This is a genomic window from Burkholderia reimsis, from assembly GCF_003294055.1.
In the GTDB taxonomy this organism is placed as follows: Bacteria; Pseudomonadota; Gammaproteobacteria; order Burkholderiales; family Burkholderiaceae; genus Burkholderia; species Burkholderia cepacia.
On the sequence record NZ_QMFZ01000014.1, the window covers coordinates 33,976 to 51,212 of the forward strand.

At 66.8% G+C, this 17,237-nt stretch carries 16 protein-coding genes; 10 read left to right on the forward strand and 6 right to left on the reverse strand.

Annotated features, from left to right (window positions below; translation table 11 throughout):
• The first annotated feature begins 69 nt into the window (after positions 1-69).
• Positions 70-1,137 (forward strand): histidinol-phosphate transaminase, encoded by a 1,068-nt coding sequence (gene hisC, locus DPV79_RS17705; protein ID WP_059688683.1) that lies wholly within the window; start codon positions 70-72, stop codon positions 1,135-1,137.
• An 84-nt stretch (positions 1,138-1,221) separates the two neighbouring features.
• Here hisC and DPV79_RS17710 read toward each other — a convergent pair whose 3' ends face one another.
• From DPV79_RS17710 to rsmD, 3 genes are all read right to left on the reverse strand, one after another.
• Positions 1,222-1,488: a YfhL family 4Fe-4S dicluster ferredoxin gene (locus DPV79_RS17710; RefSeq protein ID WP_006477774.1), complete on the reverse strand. Its 267-nt coding sequence runs from the start codon at positions 1,486-1,488 to the stop codon at positions 1,222-1,224.
• A 59-nt stretch (positions 1,489-1,547) separates the two neighbouring features.
• A complete protein-coding gene (gene coaD / locus DPV79_RS17715) occupies positions 1,548-2,045 on the reverse strand; it encodes a pantetheine-phosphate adenylyltransferase (RefSeq protein WP_021163047.1) in 498 nt (165 codons plus the stop codon).
• 111 nt (positions 2,046-2,156) lie between these two features.
• Positions 2,157-2,771, reverse strand: a complete 615-nt coding sequence (gene rsmD, locus DPV79_RS17720; RefSeq protein ID WP_027789093.1) for a 16S rRNA (guanine(966)-N(2))-methyltransferase RsmD — start codon at positions 2,769-2,771, stop codon at positions 2,157-2,159.
• A gap of 216 nt (positions 2,772-2,987) precedes the next feature.
• On the opposite strand from rsmD, the gene ftsY reads away from it, so the two are divergent.
• A complete protein-coding gene (ftsY, locus tag DPV79_RS17725; RefSeq protein WP_021163045.1) occupies positions 2,988-4,142 on the forward strand; it encodes a signal recognition particle-docking protein FtsY in 1,155 nt (384 codons plus the stop codon).
• An 83-nt stretch (positions 4,143-4,225) separates the two neighbouring features.
• On the opposite strand, the gene maiA is transcribed toward ftsY, so the two are convergent.
• Positions 4,226-4,870 carry a maleylacetoacetate isomerase gene (maiA, locus tag DPV79_RS17730; protein WP_059688681.1) on the reverse strand — a complete coding sequence of 215 codons (645 nt, stop codon included), beginning with the start codon at positions 4,868-4,870 and terminating at the stop codon, positions 4,226-4,228.
• 193 nt (positions 4,871-5,063) lie between these two features.
• Here maiA and ybiB point away from each other — a divergent pair, with 193 nt between their 5' ends.
• Together ybiB and leuA are read left to right on the forward strand one after the other, a co-directional pair.
• On the forward strand, positions 5,064-6,038 hold the full coding sequence (gene ybiB / locus DPV79_RS17735; RefSeq protein ID WP_113046072.1) for a DNA-binding protein YbiB: 975 nt from the start codon (positions 5,064-5,066) through the stop codon (positions 6,036-6,038).
• A 380-nt stretch (positions 6,039-6,418) separates the two neighbouring features.
• Positions 6,419-8,065, forward strand: a complete 1,647-nt coding sequence (gene leuA / locus DPV79_RS17740) for a 2-isopropylmalate synthase (protein ID WP_111938892.1) — start codon at positions 6,419-6,421, stop codon at positions 8,063-8,065.
• 142 nt (positions 8,066-8,207) lie between these two features.
• Here the strand turns inward: leuA and DPV79_RS17745 are convergent, their stop codons facing one another.
• Both DPV79_RS17745 and DPV79_RS17750 read right to left on the reverse strand, forming a co-directional pair.
• The gene (locus tag DPV79_RS17745; RefSeq protein WP_027789089.1) at positions 8,208-8,591 is read right to left on the reverse strand and encodes a nuclear transport factor 2 family protein; all 384 of its coding nucleotides are present in this window, start codon (positions 8,589-8,591) and stop codon (positions 8,208-8,210) included.
• A gap of 45 nt (positions 8,592-8,636) precedes the next feature.
• Positions 8,637-9,206 carry an acyloxyacyl hydrolase gene (locus tag DPV79_RS17750; protein ID WP_021163039.1) on the reverse strand — a complete coding sequence of 190 codons (570 nt, stop codon included), beginning with the start codon at positions 9,204-9,206 and terminating at the stop codon, positions 8,637-8,639.
• 358 nt (positions 9,207-9,564) lie between these two features.
• On the opposite strand from DPV79_RS17750, the gene rpoH reads away from it, so the two are divergent.
• The 6 genes from rpoH to DPV79_RS17785 all read left to right on the forward strand — a co-directional run bounded on the left by rpoH (position 9,565) and on the right by DPV79_RS17785 (position 17,151).
• Positions 9,565-10,500, forward strand: a complete 936-nt coding sequence (gene rpoH / locus DPV79_RS17755) for an RNA polymerase sigma factor RpoH (RefSeq protein WP_059688678.1) — start codon at positions 9,565-9,567, stop codon at positions 10,498-10,500.
• Positions 10,501-10,879: 379 nt separating this feature from the next.
• Positions 10,880-11,158 (forward strand): cytochrome oxidase putative small subunit CydP, encoded by a 279-nt coding sequence (gene cydP / locus DPV79_RS17760; RefSeq protein WP_021163036.1) that lies wholly within the window; start codon positions 10,880-10,882, stop codon positions 11,156-11,158.
• Positions 11,148-12,728, forward strand: coding sequence for a cytochrome ubiquinol oxidase subunit I (locus DPV79_RS17765; protein WP_059676932.1), 1,581 nt, complete (start codon positions 11,148-11,150; stop codon positions 12,726-12,728). Before cydP ends, DPV79_RS17765 begins: the two co-directional genes overlap by 11 nt.
• 31 nt (positions 12,729-12,759) lie before the next feature.
• Positions 12,760-13,896: a cytochrome d ubiquinol oxidase subunit II gene (gene cydB / locus DPV79_RS17770; RefSeq protein WP_021163034.1), complete on the forward strand. Its 1,137-nt coding sequence runs from the start codon at positions 12,760-12,762 to the stop codon at positions 13,894-13,896.
• A gap of 55 nt (positions 13,897-13,951) precedes the next feature.
• Positions 13,952-14,068, forward strand: coding sequence for a cytochrome bd-I oxidase subunit CydX (cydX, locus tag DPV79_RS17775; RefSeq protein WP_021163033.1), 117 nt, complete (start codon positions 13,952-13,954; stop codon positions 14,066-14,068).
• A gap of 599 nt (positions 14,069-14,667) precedes the next feature.
• A complete protein-coding gene (locus DPV79_RS17785) occupies positions 14,668-17,151 on the forward strand; it encodes a family 20 glycosylhydrolase (protein ID WP_113046073.1) in 2,484 nt (827 codons plus the stop codon).
• Positions 17,152-17,237: the final 86 nt, after the last annotated feature.

Below are 17,237 nucleotides of genomic sequence, written 5' to 3' on the forward strand. Positions count from 1 at the left end.
CGGCCCGGTCCGCCCCATCCTGCGCACACTTGCGGTAATCTGGTCGCTTTGCCCGACAGGAGCCAAGCGGTGAGCCGTTACTGGAGCGACGTCGTTCAGCAACTCGTGCCTTACGTGCCGGGCGAGCAGCCCGCACTCGCACACCCGGTCAAGCTGAACACCAACGAAAATCCCTATCCGCCGTCGCCGCGCGTCGTCGCGGCGATCGCGCGCGAACTCGGCGCGACCGGCGACACGCTGCGCCGCTATCCGGACCCGGTTGCACGCGCGCTGCGCGAAACGGTCGCGGCCCATCACCGCATCCAGCCCGAGCAGGTGTTCGTCGGCAACGGCTCCGACGAAGTGCTCGCGCACGCATTCCAGGCGTTGCTCAAGCACGACCGGCCACTGCGCTTCCCCGACATCACGTACAGCTTCTATCCGACCTATGCACGCCTGTACGGCGTCGAGACGACGGTCGTCCCGCTCGCGGATGACCTCTCGATCCGTGTCGACGACTATCTCGACGATGCCGGCGGCGTGCTGTTTCCGAACCCGAATGCGCCGACCGGGCGCGCGTTGCCGCTCGCGGATGTCGAGCGGATCGCGGCCGCGAATCCGTCGTCGGTCGTCGTGATCGACGAAGCCTATGTCGACTTCGGCGCGCAGTCCGCGATTGCGCTGATCGACCGCTACCCGAACCTGCTCGTCGTGCACACGACGTCGAAGGCGCGCTCGCTCGCGGGCATGCGCGTCGGTTTCGCATTCGGCGATGCCGCGCTGATCGACGCGTTGAACCGCGTGAAGGACAGCTTCAACTCGTATCCGCTCGACCGGCTCGCGCAAGTCGCCGCGCAGGCGGCATACGAAGACACCGATTATTTCAGCGCAACCTGCCGGCGCGTGATCGACAGCCGGACGCGGCTCACGCACGCGCTCGGCACGCTCGGCTTCGACGTCGTGCCGTCGGCCGCGAATTTCGTGTTCGCGCGCCATCCCGCGCACGACGCGGGCGCCATCGCGGCCAAACTGAAGGAACGGGAAATTTTCGTGCGGCACTTCGGGCTGCCGCGAATCGACCAGCACCTGCGCATCACCGTCGGCACCGATGCCGAATGCGATGCGCTCGTCGCGGCGTTGCGCGAGCTGCTGGCCTGACATGAAGGAACCGGCGCCAGGCGGCGCCGATCCGGATGCGTGACGTGCGTGCCGAAGAACCCAGGCGCGCGCGTCACCACGGGGTCACGACGCGTCGTCGCCTTTCACGGCGATCAACGCGTGATACTTCTCCATCAATTGCGCGTGCGATTCGTCATGCTGCGGATCGCGCGGAATGCATTCGACCGGACACACCTGCTGGCACTGCGGTTCGTCGAAATGGCCGACGCACTCGGTGCACTTGTTCGGGTCGATCACGTAGATGTCCGGGCCCATCGAAATCGCGCCGTTCGGGCACTCGGGCTCGCACACGTCGCAATTGATGCACTCGTCGGTAATCATCAAAGCCATACTGATCTCACTTCTTCAGGCCGGCGGCCGGCTTCGCGACGAAACCGGCCGGCGCCGCGTCACGCGGCAGGGCCTCCCATCGCCGTCACTTTCTCGGTCAGCCATTTCTCGACGGACGGGAACACGAACTTGCTGACATCACCGCCCAACTGCGCGATTTCGCGCACGATCGTGCCCGAGATGAACTGGTACTGGTCGGACGGCGTCATGAACATCGTCTCGACGTCGGGCAACAGATAGCGGTTCATCCCCGCCATCTGGAACTCATATTCGAAATCGGACACGGCACGCAGGCCGCGCACGATCACGCGTGCGTTGTTGGTGCGGACGAAGTCCTTGAGGAGGCCGGTGAAACTCATCACCTTCACGTTCGGGTAATGGCCGAGCACCTCGTTCGCAATCGTCAGACGTTCTTCCAGCGAGAAGAACGGCTTTTTCGCGCGGCTGTCGGCCACACCGACCACCAGCGTATCAAAAATGCTCGACGCACGCCGCACGAGGTCTTCGTGCCCGCGCGTCAGCGGATCGAACGTACCGGGATACACGGCGACTACCATGTCGCTCCTCCTGTCATCACGCAAACGGGATGGCAGCGGTGCCATGCGCACGCGACTGCCGAGATGGGCATGCGTCGCCTTTGCAGCGCGCCGCCTCGTATGGAACGCGCATTATTCATCATTTTCGCGCCGCAGCAAATGATAGTGAACCGCACCGGCCTTGCCGTGCTTCACCACCTCCCAGCCCGCGAGCGCATCATGCGCGGCCGGGTCGAGTTCCGCGCCCGTTTCGACGTACAGCGCGCCGCCCGCCGCGACGAGCGGCGCCGCCAGCGCGACCGCGCGATCGAGCACCGCCGGTTCGCCGAACGGCGGATCGAGAAACACGACGTCGAACGCGCCCGGCGTGAGCCCGGCCGCGAGCCGCAACGCGTCCGCCTCCGCGACCTCGACCGCACGCGCGCCGAGCTTGTCCTTGATCGCACGCAGCTGCTGCGCGGCGCGTGGATGGCGCTCGACCATCACGACGCTCGCCGCGCCGCGCGACGCGGCCTCGAAACCGAGTGCGCCCGTGCCCGCGAACAGGTCGAGGCAGCGGCGGCCTTCGAGATCCTGGCCGAGCCAGTTGAACAGCGTCTCGCGCACGCGATCGGGCGTCGGCCGCAGGCCGTCGAGATCGAGCACCGCGAGCGGCGTACGTTTCCAGTCGCCGCCGATGATGCGGATCGTGTGCGGCTTGCCGCGGCTGGAAGGGGCCGCCGGGCGGCCGGAAGAGGAACGGGACATACGGAAGATCGACGACGGAGGGACCGGGCGCGCGCAGGGGCGCACCGCCAAACAGGCGCACGTTACCACAGCGGCGGCGCGCACTGACGCGAGCGCCACGCCGCACTGATAAAATGCACGGTTTCGGCCGCCGTGCGCCGCGCCCGCGCGAACGCAGGACGGCCCGTCCGGTGCCCCGCTTCTGGCGGCGGCCCGCCCTCTTCCCGACGTCAGACCATGTTCAGCTTCTTCAAACGATTCAAGAAAACGCAGGAGCCCGATCCGGCGGAATCGCAATCGGCCGACGCGCAGCAAACGGACGAACCGTCCGATGCGCCCGCGGTCGAGGCCCCGCCTGCGGCCGAGGTGCCGCAAGCGCCCGCGCAGCCGGCCGCGCCGGCCGTCGTGATGACGGTCACGCCGACCAACGACGGGCGCGACGAAGTCGTCGAGACGGTCGAAATCGTTCCGCCGCCGCTGCAGGACGCCACCGCGAAGAAATCGTGGCTCGCCCGCCTGAAAACGGGGCTCGCCAAGACGGGCTCGAGCATCACCGGCGTCTTCGTCAACACGAAGATCGACGAGGATCTGTACGAGGAGCTCGAAACCGCGCTGCTGATGTCCGACGCGGGCGTCGACGCGACCGAGTACCTGCTCGGCGCGCTACGCGAAAAGGTGCGCGCGGGCCGCCTGACCGACCCGCAGCAGGTGAAGGCCGCGCTGCACGACCTGCTCGTCGAGTTGCTGACGCCGCTCGAGAAGTCGCTGATGCTCGGCCGCGCGCAGCCGCTCGTGATGATGATCACCGGCGTGAACGGTGCGGGCAAGACGACCAGCATCGGCAAGCTCGCAAAGCATCTGCAGAGCTTCGACCAGTCGGTGCTGCTGGCCGCGGGCGACACGTTCCGCGCGGCCGCGCGCGAACAGCTGGCGGTCTGGGGCGAGCGCAACAACGTGACGGTCGTGCAGCAGGAAAGCGGCGATCCGGCCGCGGTGATCTTCGACGCGGTCAGCGCCGCGCGCGCGCGCAAAATCGACGTGATGATGGCCGACACGGCCGGCCGCCTGCCGACGCAGCTCCACCTGATGGAAGAGCTGAAGAAGGTGAAGCGCGTGATCTCGAAGGCGCACGACGGCGCGCCGCACGAAGTGCTGCTGGTGATCGACGCGAACACCGGCCAGAACGCGCTCACGCAGGTCAAGGCATTCGACGACGCGCTCGGCCTCACCGGCCTCATCGTCACGAAGCTCGACGGCACCGCGAAGGGCGGGATTCTCGCCGCGATCGCGCGGCAGCGCCCGGTGCCGGTCTACTTCATCGGCGTCGGCGAGAAGGTCGAGGATCTGCAGCCGTTCAGCGCAGTCGAATTCGCGGACGCGCTGCTCGGCTGAACACCGCCGGCACGCATCGCACGGGGCGCCTTCGGGCGCCCTTTTTCATGCGCGCCCGGTCATGCATGCCGGGCGCACCGCGCTCATTCGGCGTCGGGCTGCGCGCCGGGTTCGGCGGCCTTGAACGCCTCGAGCGTCGACGCATGGTCGACGATCCGCTGGATCGTCGGATAACGCGTCGTGTCGATCGAAAAGCGGTTCGCGTTGAACACCTGCGGCACGAGGCACACGTCGGCGAGTGTCGGCGTGTCGCCGAAACACAGCTTGCCGGTGCGCGGATCGCTCGCGAGACGGGTCTCGAGCGATTCGAAGCCCGCCTCGATCCAGTGCCGGTACCACGCGTTCTTCGCCTCTTCGGGCACCTTCAGCGTGTGCTTCAGGTACTTCAGCACGCGCAGGTTGTTGAGCGGATGGATTTCGCACGCGATCTGCAGCGCCACCGCACGCACATAGGCGCGATCGACCGGCTGCTTCGGCAGCAGCGCCGGTTCCGGATGGGTTTCCTCGAGATATTCGATGATCGCGAGCGACTGCTGCAGCGTCGCGTCGCCGTCGGTCAGCGTCGGCACGACCGCGTCCGGATTCAGCGCGCGGTACGCGTCCTTCAGTTGCTCGCCGCCGTCACGCAGCATGTGCACGGGAACATAGTCGAACGGCAGCTGCTTCAGGTTCAGGGCGATCCGCACGCGGTACGACGCGGAACTGCGGAAATAGCTGTAAAGCTTCATGGGATGTCTCTCGTAGTCGTATTCGGCCGGCAACGGCACGGGCGCGGCGCAGCCGGCGCGCGCACCGCCGGGAACCAGAGTGTAGCGCGCCGCGATGCGCCCCCTTGCTTGCGCCGGCCGTGCCCATGCGATACTCGGGCATTCCTCACCGCTCACAGCGCGGCCCGATGCCGGCCGCCCGCCCCACGCCCCGATGACCGCTTCCCACGACCCCGCCGCCGTTCCGTTCCCGTGCGCCCGCTTCATCAAGGAAATCGGCCGCGGCCCGAACGGCGCACGCGCGCTGTCCGCCGAGGACACGTTCGAGCTCTATCGCGCGATGCTCGACGCGCGCGTGTCGGATGTCGAACTCGGCGCGATCCTGATCGCCTATCGGCTGAAGGGCGAATCCGCCGACGAGCTGGCCGCGATGTTCGCCGCCGCGCAGGCGTCGTTCGAGCCCGTGCACGTACAGGACGCGGCGTTCCGCCCCGTCGCGATCCCGAGCTACAACGGCGCGCGCAAGCAGCCGAACCTCGTGCCGCTGCTCGCACTGCTGCTCGCGCGCGAAGGCGTGCCGGTGCTCGTGCATGGTGTCGAGCAGGATCCGGGCCGCGTGACGAGCGCCGAGATCTTCTCGGCGCTGTCGCTCGCGCCATCGGCGTCGCACGATGCGATCGAGGACACGCTTGCCGAGCGCCGCGTCGCGTTCGCGTCGATCGAGGTGCTGGCGCCGCGCATCGCCCACCTGCTGTCGATGCGTCGAGTGCTCGGCGTGCGCAATTCGACGCACACGCTCGTGAAGATCCTGCAGCCGTTCGCACCGGCCGGCCTGCGGCTCGTCAACTACACGCATCCGCCCTACCGCGACAGCCTTGCGCAGCTGTTCCGCGACCATCCGGACGCCGCGCTCGGCGGCGCGCTGCTGGCGCGCGGCACCGAGGGCGAAGCCGTTGCCGACACGCGGCGCCAGGTGCAGGTCGACTGGCTGCACGACGGCGTGTGCGACACGCTGATCGAGGCCGAGCGCTCGTCGACCGATGCGCCCCCCGTCGCCCTGCCCGAATCGCGCGATGCGTCCACGACGGCCGCGTGGACGGACGCCGTATTGCGCGGCGAGGTGCCGGTGCCCGACACCGTCGCCCGCCAGGTGGCGACGATCGTGCAGATCACCCGCATCGCGCGCTGACGGCACGCCCGCGAACCGGCCCCGCACGCCGGGCATTTGACACGCGGGCGCATCCTGGCATAGAGTTGCCGTCATGCGTTCCTTTCCGAACACCCTCCGAATTACCTCCGGCCGCCTAGCGCGGCCGCTATCGCTACGACTAGCCTAAGGCTGTCGTAGCGCCGTGTGCTGTCCGCACGGTCCCTCCCAGCAGTTCCTCGCAGTACCCCTCTCGCAGTTTTTACAACCCGAAGTCGTCAGCATTCGTCCGTCTATCCGTCGGCCGATTCGCGAAGATCATCCGCATCCGCAGCGCGCTCACGTGCCGCGGAGCGAGGCAGCGCCAACCGTCGCCCATGCCACCCGTCTTCGCTCGCGACTTGAGACCCGAGGTCCAGAAGATGCAGCGCAATCCGCAAGACAAGTACCGTCCGTTCGAGCCCGTCCGCCTCAATGGCCGCAAATGGCCGTCGCGCACCATCGAGCGCGCGCCCGTCTGGATGAGCACCGACCTGCGCGACGGCAACCAGTCGCTGATCGAGCCGATGAGCATCGAGCAGAAGCTCGAATTCTTCGAGATGCTGGTCGCGATCGGGTTCAAGGAGATCGAAGTCGGCTTTCCGTCGGCGTCGCAAACCGACTTCGATTTCGTCCGCAAGCTGATCGACGACAAGCGGATTCCCGACGACGTGACGATCGAAGTGCTCGTGCAGGCGCGCGAGGACCTGATCGCACGCACGTTCGACGCGCTCGAGGGCGTGCCGCGCGCGATCGTGCACCTGTACAACGCGGTCTGCCCGTCGTTCCGCCGCATCGTGTTCGGGATGTCGAAGGCAGACGTGAAGGCGCTCGCGATCGACGGCACGCGCATCATCAAGGAGCACGCCGCCGCGCGCCCCGACACGCAGTGGACCTTCCAGTACTCGCCGGAAACCTTCAGCATGACCGAGCTGACGTTCGCACGCGAGATCTGCGACGCGGTCGCGCAAACCTGGCGCCCGACCCGCGACCACAAGATGATCGTCAACCTGCCGGCCACCGTCGAAGCCGCGAGCCCGAACGTGTTCGCCGACCAGATCGAATGGATGGACCGCAACCTCGCGTATCGCGACAGCATCGTGCTGTCCGTGCATCCGCACAACGACCGCGGCACGGCGGTCGCGGCGGCCGAACTTGCGCTGCTCGCGGGCGCCGACCGCATCGAGGGTTGCCTGTTCGGCAACGGCGAGCGTACCGGCAACGTCGATCTCGTCACGCTCGCGCTGAACCTCTACACGCAGGGCATCGATCCGGGCCTCGATTTCTCCGACATCGACGCGGTGCGCCGCGTCGTCGAACGCTGCAACCAGATTCCGGTGCATCCGCGCCATCCGTATGCGGGCGACCTCGTGTTCACCGCGTTCTCCGGTTCGCACCAGGACGCGATCCGCAAGGGCTTCGCGCAGCAGCGCCCCGACGCGGTGTGGGAAGTGCCGTACCTGCCGATCGACCCGGCCGACCTCGGCCGCAGCTACGACGCGGTGATCCGCGTCAACAGCCAGTCCGGCAAGGGCGGCGCGACGTTCCTGCTCGAACGCGGAATGGGCTTCACGCCGACGCGGCGCGTGCAGATCGAATTCAGCCACGCGGTGCAGACGCTTGCCGACGCGTCGGGAGAGGAAGTGACGGGCGACGCGATCTGCGCGCTGTTCGCGCGCGAATTCTTCGAGACCGACGGCCCGGCCGCGCGCCACGGCAACGGCGCGCGCTGGCAGAACCGCGAAATCGCGACGGCGCCCGCGGCGGATATCGCCCCTGACGATGCCGTGCGACGTTTGGCCGCGGCATTCGCGGCCGCCGCCGGCGTCGCGATCGACATTGCTTCGTGCGAACACGCGCGCACGACGGACGGGCGGATCGCGGTATCGGTGGGTTGCCGGGTCGGCGATGCGCCGCTGCGGCACGGCGTCGGCCTGCACGCCGATGCGGCGGGCGCCGCGCTCGATGCGCTCGTCAGCGCGATCAACCGCTCGGCATGGCACTGCGCGGATCGCCGCGCGGCGGCCTGACGGCCGGTTCCGTTTCAGGGTTCAAACGTCAGCGAGCGGTGCGTGACCGCTCGTGCGCCGCGCGATCCGCGCCGCACGAGGCAGCAAAAAGCGGCCCAGAAGGCCGCTTCGATCGGGACATGAAAACGGGCGCCACGCGCGCTCATGTCTCGGTCGCGCACCGCGTCGCCTGCCACGCGAACAGGCTCCAGCGGCCCTGTTCGTGGGTGTGGACGGAGGTATACGCAATCGGGAAGACCAGGCCGCCGTTGTTCGTTTCCATCTCGATCAACGCACGCCCGGTGACGACGCAGGTTTCATCGCCGACGGGCAGCACATCCTGCGACTGGATTTCGATCTGGCGATAGCGGCGGCGGCCGGCGACGATGGCGTCGATGAACTGCTGCTTGGTTTCGCGTTTGCCGTTGGTGTGCACGAAGAACACCTTGTCCGACAAAAGCGCGCCGAGCGCCTCGCCGTCGCCGTCCACCATCGCCCGGAACCGATCGCGCTCGAGCGCGCGGATCGCATCGATCACCTTCGCCATCGCCTGACTCCTCGGCAACGCGCACGCCGTGCGCGGGCGTGCGGATCAGAAGTTGTACTGCACGTAGAACTGGTGGAAATTTATACCAGGATTCGGCTCTTTGATACCCGCGTTAGACACATGTTCAAAACGGTAGCCGACCTGATACTGTTGCCGTTGGCCGAACTGCACGCCCACCCCCGCGGTCGGCGAGAACTGGAACGCGGTCCCGAGCGAGAAATGATCCGAGATCGTCGGGTGCGTCAGCAGCCGGACGCCGCCGCCGGCCTCGATGAACGGGCGAATCTCCCCGGCGCTCTTGATGAAGCGGAACAGCGGCGTCACGCCGAATTCGCCGATGCTGCCGTGAACGTTGCCGCCCGTGTGCCAGTAGCCGGCGTGCCCTTCCACGACGAACGCGAAGTGCCAACCGCCCATTTCCCACCAGTTCCAGCCCGGATCCCACACCACGCCGAGATCGCCCTTGTCGACCCCGTGGCGATCCGAAAAACCGCCGCCCGCCTGAATCCCCCACCGATCCGCGAATGCCGCGCCCGATCCTCCCAGAAGGGACGCCGCCAGCATCGCGTGCAGGACAAGCCGGCTGCGGGGCCGGCGATTCTTCTTATTGTTCATCTGACACTCCAACTTTGTGGGTTGAATGGAACCTGCCGCTGCGGCCGGTTCGAGCGAACTGAATGGTATGGTAAAGGACTTTTCGGATCGGCATCACGAAGCGAAATGGCTTCCTTCCAAAACAACAAAAATTGAAATCGTCTACTGATTTCCATCTGAAACAACGGCTTACGGAACTTCGCCCCACCTCCCCTGTCGCAGAATAGACTATCGACTCGACTAACTCGATAGAAAAACGGGAACTCCGATGCCCACGCTTGCTCTAAGGAATTAGCACTCAGCTTGCGGGAGTGCTAAGATGCCCCACGGAATCTCATTCGAGACCGGGGGTTTGTCCCTGATTCCAAAGGAGTTTTTAGTGAGCAACGCCCTGACCCTCCCGAACATCCTGAGCCCGACGCCGGCCAAGGCCGAATCGGCAGGCTCGCTGGCGCTCGCAGCTCAATCGATGTTGCCGGGCCAGCTTGGCAACATCGATGCGTATATCCAGGCCGTCAATCGCATTCCGCTGCTGACGGCAGAAGAGGAACGCCAGTACGCGACCGAATTCCGCGAAAGCAACAATCTCGACTCGGCACGCCGCCTCGTGCTGTCGCACCTGCGGCTCGTCGTGTCGATCGCGCGCAACTATCTCGGGTACGGCCTGCCGCACGGCGACCTGATCCAGGAAGGCAACATCGGCCTGATGAAGGCCGTGAAGCGCTTCGATCCGGCCCAGAACGTGCGTCTCGTGTCGTACGCGATCCACTGGATCAAGGCCGAGATCCACGAGTACATCCTGCGCAACTGGCGCATGGTGAAGGTCGCGACGACGAAGGCGCAGCGCAAGCTGTTCTTCAACCTGCGCAGCCACAAGAAGAGCATGCAGGCGATGACGCCCGAGGAAATCGACGGCCTCGCACAAGAGCTCAACGTCAAGCGCGAAGACGTGACCGAAATGGAAACGCGCCTGTCGGGCGGCGATATCGCGCTCGAAGGGCAGGTCGAAGACGGCGAGGAATCGTACGCACCGATCGCCTACCTGGCCGACTCGCACAACGAACCGACCGCCGTGCTCGCCGCGCGTCAGCGCGACTCGCTGCAGACGGACGGCATCGCGCAGGCACTCGACGCGCTCGACGCGCGCAGCCGCCGCATCATCGAGGCACGCTGGCTGCACGTCGACGACGACGGCTCGGGCGGCTCGACGCTGCACGATCTCGCCGCCGAGTTCGGCGTGTCGGCGGAACGCATCCGCCAGATCGAGGCGAGCGCAATGAAAAAGATGCGCACTGCCCTCGCCGAATACGCGTAAATCACCGGCGATTCAAAGCGCCTCATCGAAAACCGCTGCCTGACCGGCAGCGTTTTTTTTTGCCCGCCTTTTTCACCGGTTTTTGGCCGGTTTATCACTCGCCTTTCCGCCCGCCTCTTCGCTCGTTTCTCCGTCGATTAATCGACCTGTTTGATCAGGTATTGGACGGTTCGCGGGCCCCTTCCGCATAAGCTTGATCTGCCTCAAGTTTCGGCCCGTGTTTCGCGACGGTCTGCCGCAGCGCAGCACTCGGCATCGGAAAGCAGTCCTTTTAAAATTGGCATGTCAGGCGCAAAAGGATTAAAACAGCTTCACGGCCGTCATAAATCCGACGTAAAGTCGCCCCAATTCCGACCTACATCGATTCAGGATAATCGCCTTGATCTCGATCAATAAAGAGCCTGCGCCGCCTCCCCCGCGGTCGGCCGGTACGATCGGCTGGCGTGCGCGTATCGCCGCGTGGGCACGCGGCCCGACCCTCGCCCGCGACATCAGCCTGGTGTTGATCGTCAAGCTGATCCTCCTGATGTCGCTCAAATACGCATTCTTCAATCATCCGCAGGCCGAGCACATGTCGCTTCCGCCTGCCGCCGTCGCCGAGAAGCTGCTCTCGGTGCCGGCGCCTGCACCCACCGAGGGAGACCACCATGATAAGTAGCGAAGTCGTCGATCTGTCGCGTCTGCAGTTCGGCATCACGGCGCTCTACCACTTCCTGTTCGTGCCGCTGACGCTCGGCCTGTCCTGGCTGCTCGTCATCATGGAAGCCGTCTACGTGATGACCGGCAAACAGGTCTACAAGGACATGACCCAGTTCTGGGGCAAGCTGTTCGGGATCAACTTCGCGATGGGCGTGACGACCGGCATCACGCTCGAATTCCAGTTCGGCACGAACTGGTCGTACTACTCGCACTACGTCGGCGACATCTTCGGCGTGCCGCTCGCGGTCGAAGGCCTGATGGCGTTCTTCCTCGAATCGACGTTCGTCGGCCTGTTCTTCTTCGGCTGGAACCGCCTGTCGAAGGTCAAGCACCTGATGGTCACGTTCCTCGTCGCGCTGGGCTCGAACCTGTCCGCGCTGTGGATCCTCGTCGCGAACGGCTGGATGAACAACCCGGTCGGCGCCGAGTTCAACTACCAGACGATGCGCATGGAGCTGACGAGCCTGTTCGACGTGCTGTTCAACCCGGTCGCGCAGGTGAAGTTCGTGCACACCGTGTCGGCCGGCTACGTGACGGCCGCGATGTTCGTGCTCGGCATCTCGTCGTGGTACCTGCTGAAGAAGCGCGACACCGACTTCGCGCTGCGCTCGTTCGCGGTCGCGGCCGGCTTCGGTCTTGCGTCGACGCTTTGCGTGATCGTGCTCGGCGACGAGTCGGGCTATACGACCGGTGAAGTGCAGAAGATGAAGCTCGCCGCGATCGAATCGGAATGGGAAACCCAGCCGGCGCCGGCCTCGTTCACGCTGATCGGCATTCCGAACCAGAAGGAAGAGCGCACCGACTACGCGATCAAGATCCCTTACGCGCTCGGCCTGATCGCGACGCGCTCGATCGACGAACCGGTGATCGGCCTGCGCGAGCTCGCGAAGCGCAGCGAGGAGCACATCCAGAGCGGGATGCTCGCGTACGGCGCCCTGCAGAAGATCAAGGAAGGCGACACGAGCGATGCGACCCGCGCACTGTTCGACCAGCACAAGCAGTATCTCGGCTACGGGCTGATGCTCAAGCAGTTCACGCCGAACGTGGTCGATGCGACGCCGGAGCAGATCAAGGCCGCCGCGAAGAAGACGATCCCGCCGGTCGCGCCCGTGTTCTTCTCGTTCCGGATCATGGTGTTCCTCGGCTTCCTGTTCCTCGCGACCTTCGTCGCCGCGTTCTGGCTCTGTGCGCGCCGGCAACTGCTGCAGGACAACCGCCGCTGGTTCCTGCGCTATGCGGTGTGGGCAATCCCGCTGCCGTGGCTCGCCGCGGAATTCGGCTGGGTCGTCGCCGAGCTCGGCCGCCAGCCGTGGACGATCGCGGGCATCCTGCCGACGCATCTGTCCGCGTCCAGCCTGACGTCGACGGACCTGTACCTGAGCCTCGCCGGTTTCATCGCGTTCTACACGGCGCTGTTCGTCATCGAGATCAAGCTGATGTTCAAGTACGCGCGCCTCGGCCCGTCGTCGCTGCATACCGGCCGCTATCACCACGAACTCGTGGCCGCCAGCGAGCGCGCCCCGGCCTGAGCACGCACCTGAAACGGAACAAGGAATCGCTATGGACTATGCAACTCTCAAGGTGATCTGGTGGCTGCTCGTCGGCGTGCTGCTGATCGGCTTCGCCGTCACCGACGGCTTCGACATGGGCGCGACCGCGCTGCTGCCGTTCCTCGGCAAGACCGACGAGGAACGCCGCATCATCGTCAACACCGTCGGTGCGACGTGGGAAGGCAACCAGGTGTGGCTGATCACGGCCGGCGGCGCGATGTTCGCGGCCTGGCCGCTCGTCTACGCGGCGTCGTTCTCCGGCTTCTACTTCGCGATGCTGCTCGTGCTGTTCGCGTTGTTCTTCCGGCCGGTGGGCTTCGACTACCGCAGCAAGCGCCCTGACCCGCGCTGGCGCGCGGGCTGGGACTGGGGCCTGTTCGTCGGCGGCTTCGTGCCGGCGCTCGTGTTCGGCGTCGCGTTCGGCAACCTGCTGCAAGGCGTGCCGTTCAAGTTCGACAGCGACCTGCGCGTGACCTATTACGGCGGCTTCTGGGCGTTGCTGAATCCGTTCGCGCTGCTGTGCGGGCTCGTCAGCCTCACGATGCTCGTCGCGCACGGCGCGGCCTTCATCAAGATGAAGACGGAAGGCGTGATCGCGCGCCGCGCATCGATCGCGCTGCGCGTGGCGTCGTTCCTCGCCGTCGTGCTGTTCGTGCTGGCCGGCGTGCTGATCGCTTCGTATGTCGGCGGCTTCCACATCACGCACGCCGCGCCGACCGATACGGTCGCGAACCCGCTGCTCAAGGACGTCGCCGCGGGCTCGGGCCTGTGGCTCGCGAACTACGGCGAATTCCCGTGGATGATCGCGGCGCCCGTCGTCGGGATCGCGGGCGGCCTGCTCGCGATGCTGCTCGCCGGCTCGAAGCAGGAGAAGACGGCCTTCTTCTGCACGGGGCTGATGATCGTCGGCGTGATCCTGACCGCCGGCTTCTCGATGTTCCCGTTCATCATGCCGTCGTCGCTCGACCCGAGGAGCAGCCTGACCGTGTGGGATTCGACGTCGAGCCACATGACGCTGCAGGTGATGCTGTTCGCGGTGATCGTGTTCCTGCCGCTCATCCTGCTCTACACGAGCTGGGTGTATCGCGTGATGCGCGGCAAGGTCACGCGCGAGGTGCTCGAAGAGAACACGCATTCGATGTATTGAACCCGGCCGGGGCGCGCAGGCGCCCCGCCGCCCCCGTTTCGCAAGGAGTCGGATCATGTGGTATTTCAGCTGGATTCTCGGTATCGGCGTCGCGCTGTCGTTCGGCATCGTCAATGCGATGTGGCTCGAAGCACGGCAGAAAACGCAGGAAGCACGCGTAACCCGCAACTGACGCGTTCGGCCGATCGAGCGGCCGCCGCCCGGAAGGAACCTCGCCTCGCGCGAGGTTTTTTTTCGCCCCGGCGGGCCGGTCAAGCCGGACACGCCGATGCCAATTTAGCGCCAGATTGATACCACTTGAATACCAATAAAAGGTTTCATAAGATCTTTGGACACGGCCGCTGACAGGCCGAATCCACCTGGGTGGGGGAGACATGCGAATCCCGTATGCGGCGCGCGCGTGCGCGCCATCTCGCCGTCGCCGCGCGGCGGCCGGTTGCGCTTCGTCCACGACCCGCGCCGCCGTCGTCCGCGCCGGCCGCGCGTGCGCCTTTGTCATCGGGCGCGTCGCCACCGCGTCAGGGTCAGCGTCGTCCGCAGCCGCGGCCGCCATCGTGCCCGGCCGATGAGGACGCGCACCCGCCCGCGCCGATCCGACCGGCACGCCTGCCCGCCGCCCGTTCCGTAACGCACGCATCCGCGTGCCGACTGCGCGCAGGGCAGCCGCATCGCCCGCGCACCCTGTTGTCCCCGCAGCTCCGTTGAAAGACCCGCCCGCAGCGACGTCATCCCGTGACGCCGCTACGCCCCCCTTTTTTCTCAGGAGTCCGCATGAGCCGAACCTTGTCCACCCTGTTTGCCGGCGTGCTGATCGCGGCACTGCCGCCGGTCGCGCTCGGCGCGCTGCCCGCGTCGAGTGCGGCGGTCGCGGCAGCCGGTGCCGCCCGTCCAACCGTGCCGCCGGCCGATCTCGCGGCGCGGCTGTCGAACGGCCTCGCGCTGCGGGTCGCCGTCGACAACAATCACGCGGCCTCGGCCGGCGTGCCGTGCGCCGACCTCGGCGCCGACGGCGCGGCCTGCGCGACGGGCCGCCTGATCCTGCAGAACCGCGGCCACCAGGCGATCGCCGACGGCGGCTGGAAGCTCTACCTGCACAGCATCCGCCGCCTGCTGCGAATCGATCGCCCCGGCTTCGCACTGCGGCGGCTCACCGGCGACCTGTACGAGCTGACACCGCAACCCGGCTCGGTGCGGCTGGCACCGGGCGAACGCATCGAACTGCCGTTCGTCGCCGAATACTGGCTGCTGCGCTACAGCGACGTGATCCCGCGCCCGTACGTGGTTGTCGAGGGCGCGCCGCCCGCCGTGCTCCGCTACAACGACACCGACGACGAGCTGCGCTACGTCGAATCGCTGCCGGCCGACGCGCAGAACAACTCGACGGGCAACGCGCCGCCCGTGGCCGCACGGCCCGACCCGAGCCGCGCGCTGCCGAGCGTGAAGCGCGAGCAGCCGCTACCCGGCACGCTCGAGCTGCGCGGTGTCGAGCTCGCCCTGCCCGATCTGCCGGACGCGCAGGTCGCGGCGCTGCGCGAACGTGCGACGACACTCGGGCTCGACGGCGCGCGCGTGCCGGTGCGGGGCGCCGTCGCGCCGCGCCGGCTGCCGGCCGACATCGCGACGCCGGGCGGCTACCGGCTCGCGATCGGGCCGCGCGGCGTGCTGATCGAGGGCTACGATCGCGCGGGCCTCTACTACGGCGTGCAGACGCTCTACTCGCTCGCACCGGCCGGCGGCGGCCCGATCCCGGCGATGCTCGTCGAGGATGCGCCGCGCTTCACGCATCGCGGGATGCACGTCGACCTTGCACGCAACTTCAAGCACCCGGCGACGCTGCGCCGCCTGATCGACCAGATGAGCGCGTACAAGCTCAATCGCCTGCACCTGCACCTGTCGGACGACGAGGGCTGGCGCATCGAGATTCCCGGCCTGCCCGAACTGACCGCGATCGGCTCGCGCCGCTGCCACGACCCGAGCGAGACGCGCTGCCTGCTGCCGCAGCTCGGCTCCGGCCCGGACAACCGCTCGGGCGGCGGCTACCTGACCCGCGACGACTACGTGGCGCTCGTGCGTTACGCGGCCGCGCATTTCGTCGAGATCGTCCCCGAGATCGACATGCCCGCGCATGCGCGCGCGGCCGTCGTGACGATGGAGGCACGTTACCGGCGGCTGCATGCGGCCGGGCGCGAGCAGGAAGCGAACGCATACCGGCTGCTCGATCCGCAGGACACGTCGAACCTGACGACGGTGCAGTTCTACGACCGCCGCAGCGACCTGAACCCGTGCGTGCCGGGCGCGCTCAATTTCGCATCGAAGGTGATCCGCGAGATCGCGGCGATGCATGCGGATGCGCAGGCGCCGCTGCACATCTGGCATTACGGCGGCGACGAGGCGAAGAACATCTTCCTCGGCGCGGGCTTCCAGCCGCTGAACGGCACCGATCCGAACAAGGGGCGCATCGATCTCGCCGCGCAGGACAAGCCGTGGGCGCGTTCGCCCGCATGCACGGCGTTGCTCCAGCGCGGCGAGATCAAGTCGATCGACGAGCTGCCGACGCGTTTCGCTCAGCAGGTGAGCGCGGCGGTCGGCGCGAACGGGATCGACACGATGGCCGCGTGGCAGGACGGCATCAAGCATGCGAACGGGCCGCAGGATTTCAGCACGCGCCACGTGATGGTGTCGCTGTGGGACACGATCTTCTGGGGGGCGTCGGACAGCGCGCGCGACCTGAGCGGCAAGGGCTACCTGACGGTGCTCGCGCTGCCGGACTACCTGTACTTCGACTTCCCGTACACGCTCAATCCGCGCGAGCGCGGCTACTACTGGGGCTCGCACGCGACGGACGAGTACAAGGTGTTCTCGCTCGCGCCGGAGAACCTGCCGCAGAACGCCGAAGTGATGGGCGACCGTGACGGCAACCCGTTCGAGGTGACGGGCACGGGCCCCGCGCCGCGCATCGAAGGCATGCAGGGCCAGGCGTGGGGCGAGGTGATGCGCAACGACACCTTCCTCGAGTACATGGCCTATCCGCGGCTGCTCGCGCTCGCCGAGCGCGCGTGGCACCGCGCCGACTGGGAACTGCCGTATGCGGCCGGCGTGCGCTACAAGCGCGGCGACACGCATCACGTCGACACGGCCGCGCTGCAGCGCGACTGGGCCGGTTTCGCGACGCTGCTCACGCAACGCGAATTGCCGAAGCTCGACCGGGCCGGTGTCGGCTACCGGAAGCCGACCTTCACGCTGACGAATCCGTGATCGGCTGAACGACCGGGCGACGCGCGATGCAAACACGTGCATCGCGCCATCGCCCGCACCAAGAAAAAACGGCTTGCGACGCAAGG

What these genes read in the sequence shown, in the direction of transcription:
- DPV79_RS17750 (WP_021163039.1), bottom strand. Translation starts at nt 9,206, where the DNA reads ATGAACAATAAGAAGAATCGCCGGCCCCGCAGCCGGCTTGTCCTGCAC.
- cydX (WP_021163033.1), top strand. Translation starts at nt 13,952, where the DNA reads ATGTGGTATTTCAGCTGGATTCTCGGTATCGGCGTCGCGCTGTCGTTC.
- ftsY (WP_021163045.1), top strand. Translation starts at nt 2,988, where the DNA reads ATGTTCAGCTTCTTCAAACGATTCAAGAAAACGCAGGAGCCCGATCCG.
- cydB (WP_021163034.1), top strand. Translation starts at nt 12,760, where the DNA reads ATGGACTATGCAACTCTCAAGGTGATCTGGTGGCTGCTCGTCGGCGTG.
- maiA (WP_059688681.1), bottom strand. Translation starts at nt 4,870, where the DNA reads ATGAAGCTTTACAGCTATTTCCGCAGTTCCGCGTCGTACCGCGTGCGG.
- DPV79_RS17710 (WP_006477774.1), bottom strand. Translation starts at nt 1,488, where the DNA reads ATGGCTTTGATGATTACCGACGAGTGCATCAATTGCGACGTGTGCGAG.
- ybiB (WP_113046072.1), top strand. Translation starts at nt 5,064, where the DNA reads ATGACCGCTTCCCACGACCCCGCCGCCGTTCCGTTCCCGTGCGCCCGC.
- DPV79_RS17785 (WP_113046073.1), top strand. Translation starts at nt 14,668, where the DNA reads ATGAGCCGAACCTTGTCCACCCTGTTTGCCGGCGTGCTGATCGCGGCA.
- DPV79_RS17765 (WP_059676932.1), top strand. Translation starts at nt 11,148, where the DNA reads ATGATAAGTAGCGAAGTCGTCGATCTGTCGCGTCTGCAGTTCGGCATC.
- rsmD (WP_027789093.1), bottom strand. Translation starts at nt 2,771, where the DNA reads ATGTCCCGTTCCTCTTCCGGCCGCCCGGCGGCCCCTTCCAGCCGCGGC.
- coaD (WP_021163047.1), bottom strand. Translation starts at nt 2,045, where the DNA reads ATGGTAGTCGCCGTGTATCCCGGTACGTTCGATCCGCTGACGCGCGGG.
- DPV79_RS17745 (WP_027789089.1), bottom strand. Translation starts at nt 8,591, where the DNA reads ATGGCGAAGGTGATCGATGCGATCCGCGCGCTCGAGCGCGATCGGTTC.
- leuA (WP_111938892.1), top strand. Translation starts at nt 6,419, where the DNA reads ATGCAGCGCAATCCGCAAGACAAGTACCGTCCGTTCGAGCCCGTCCGC.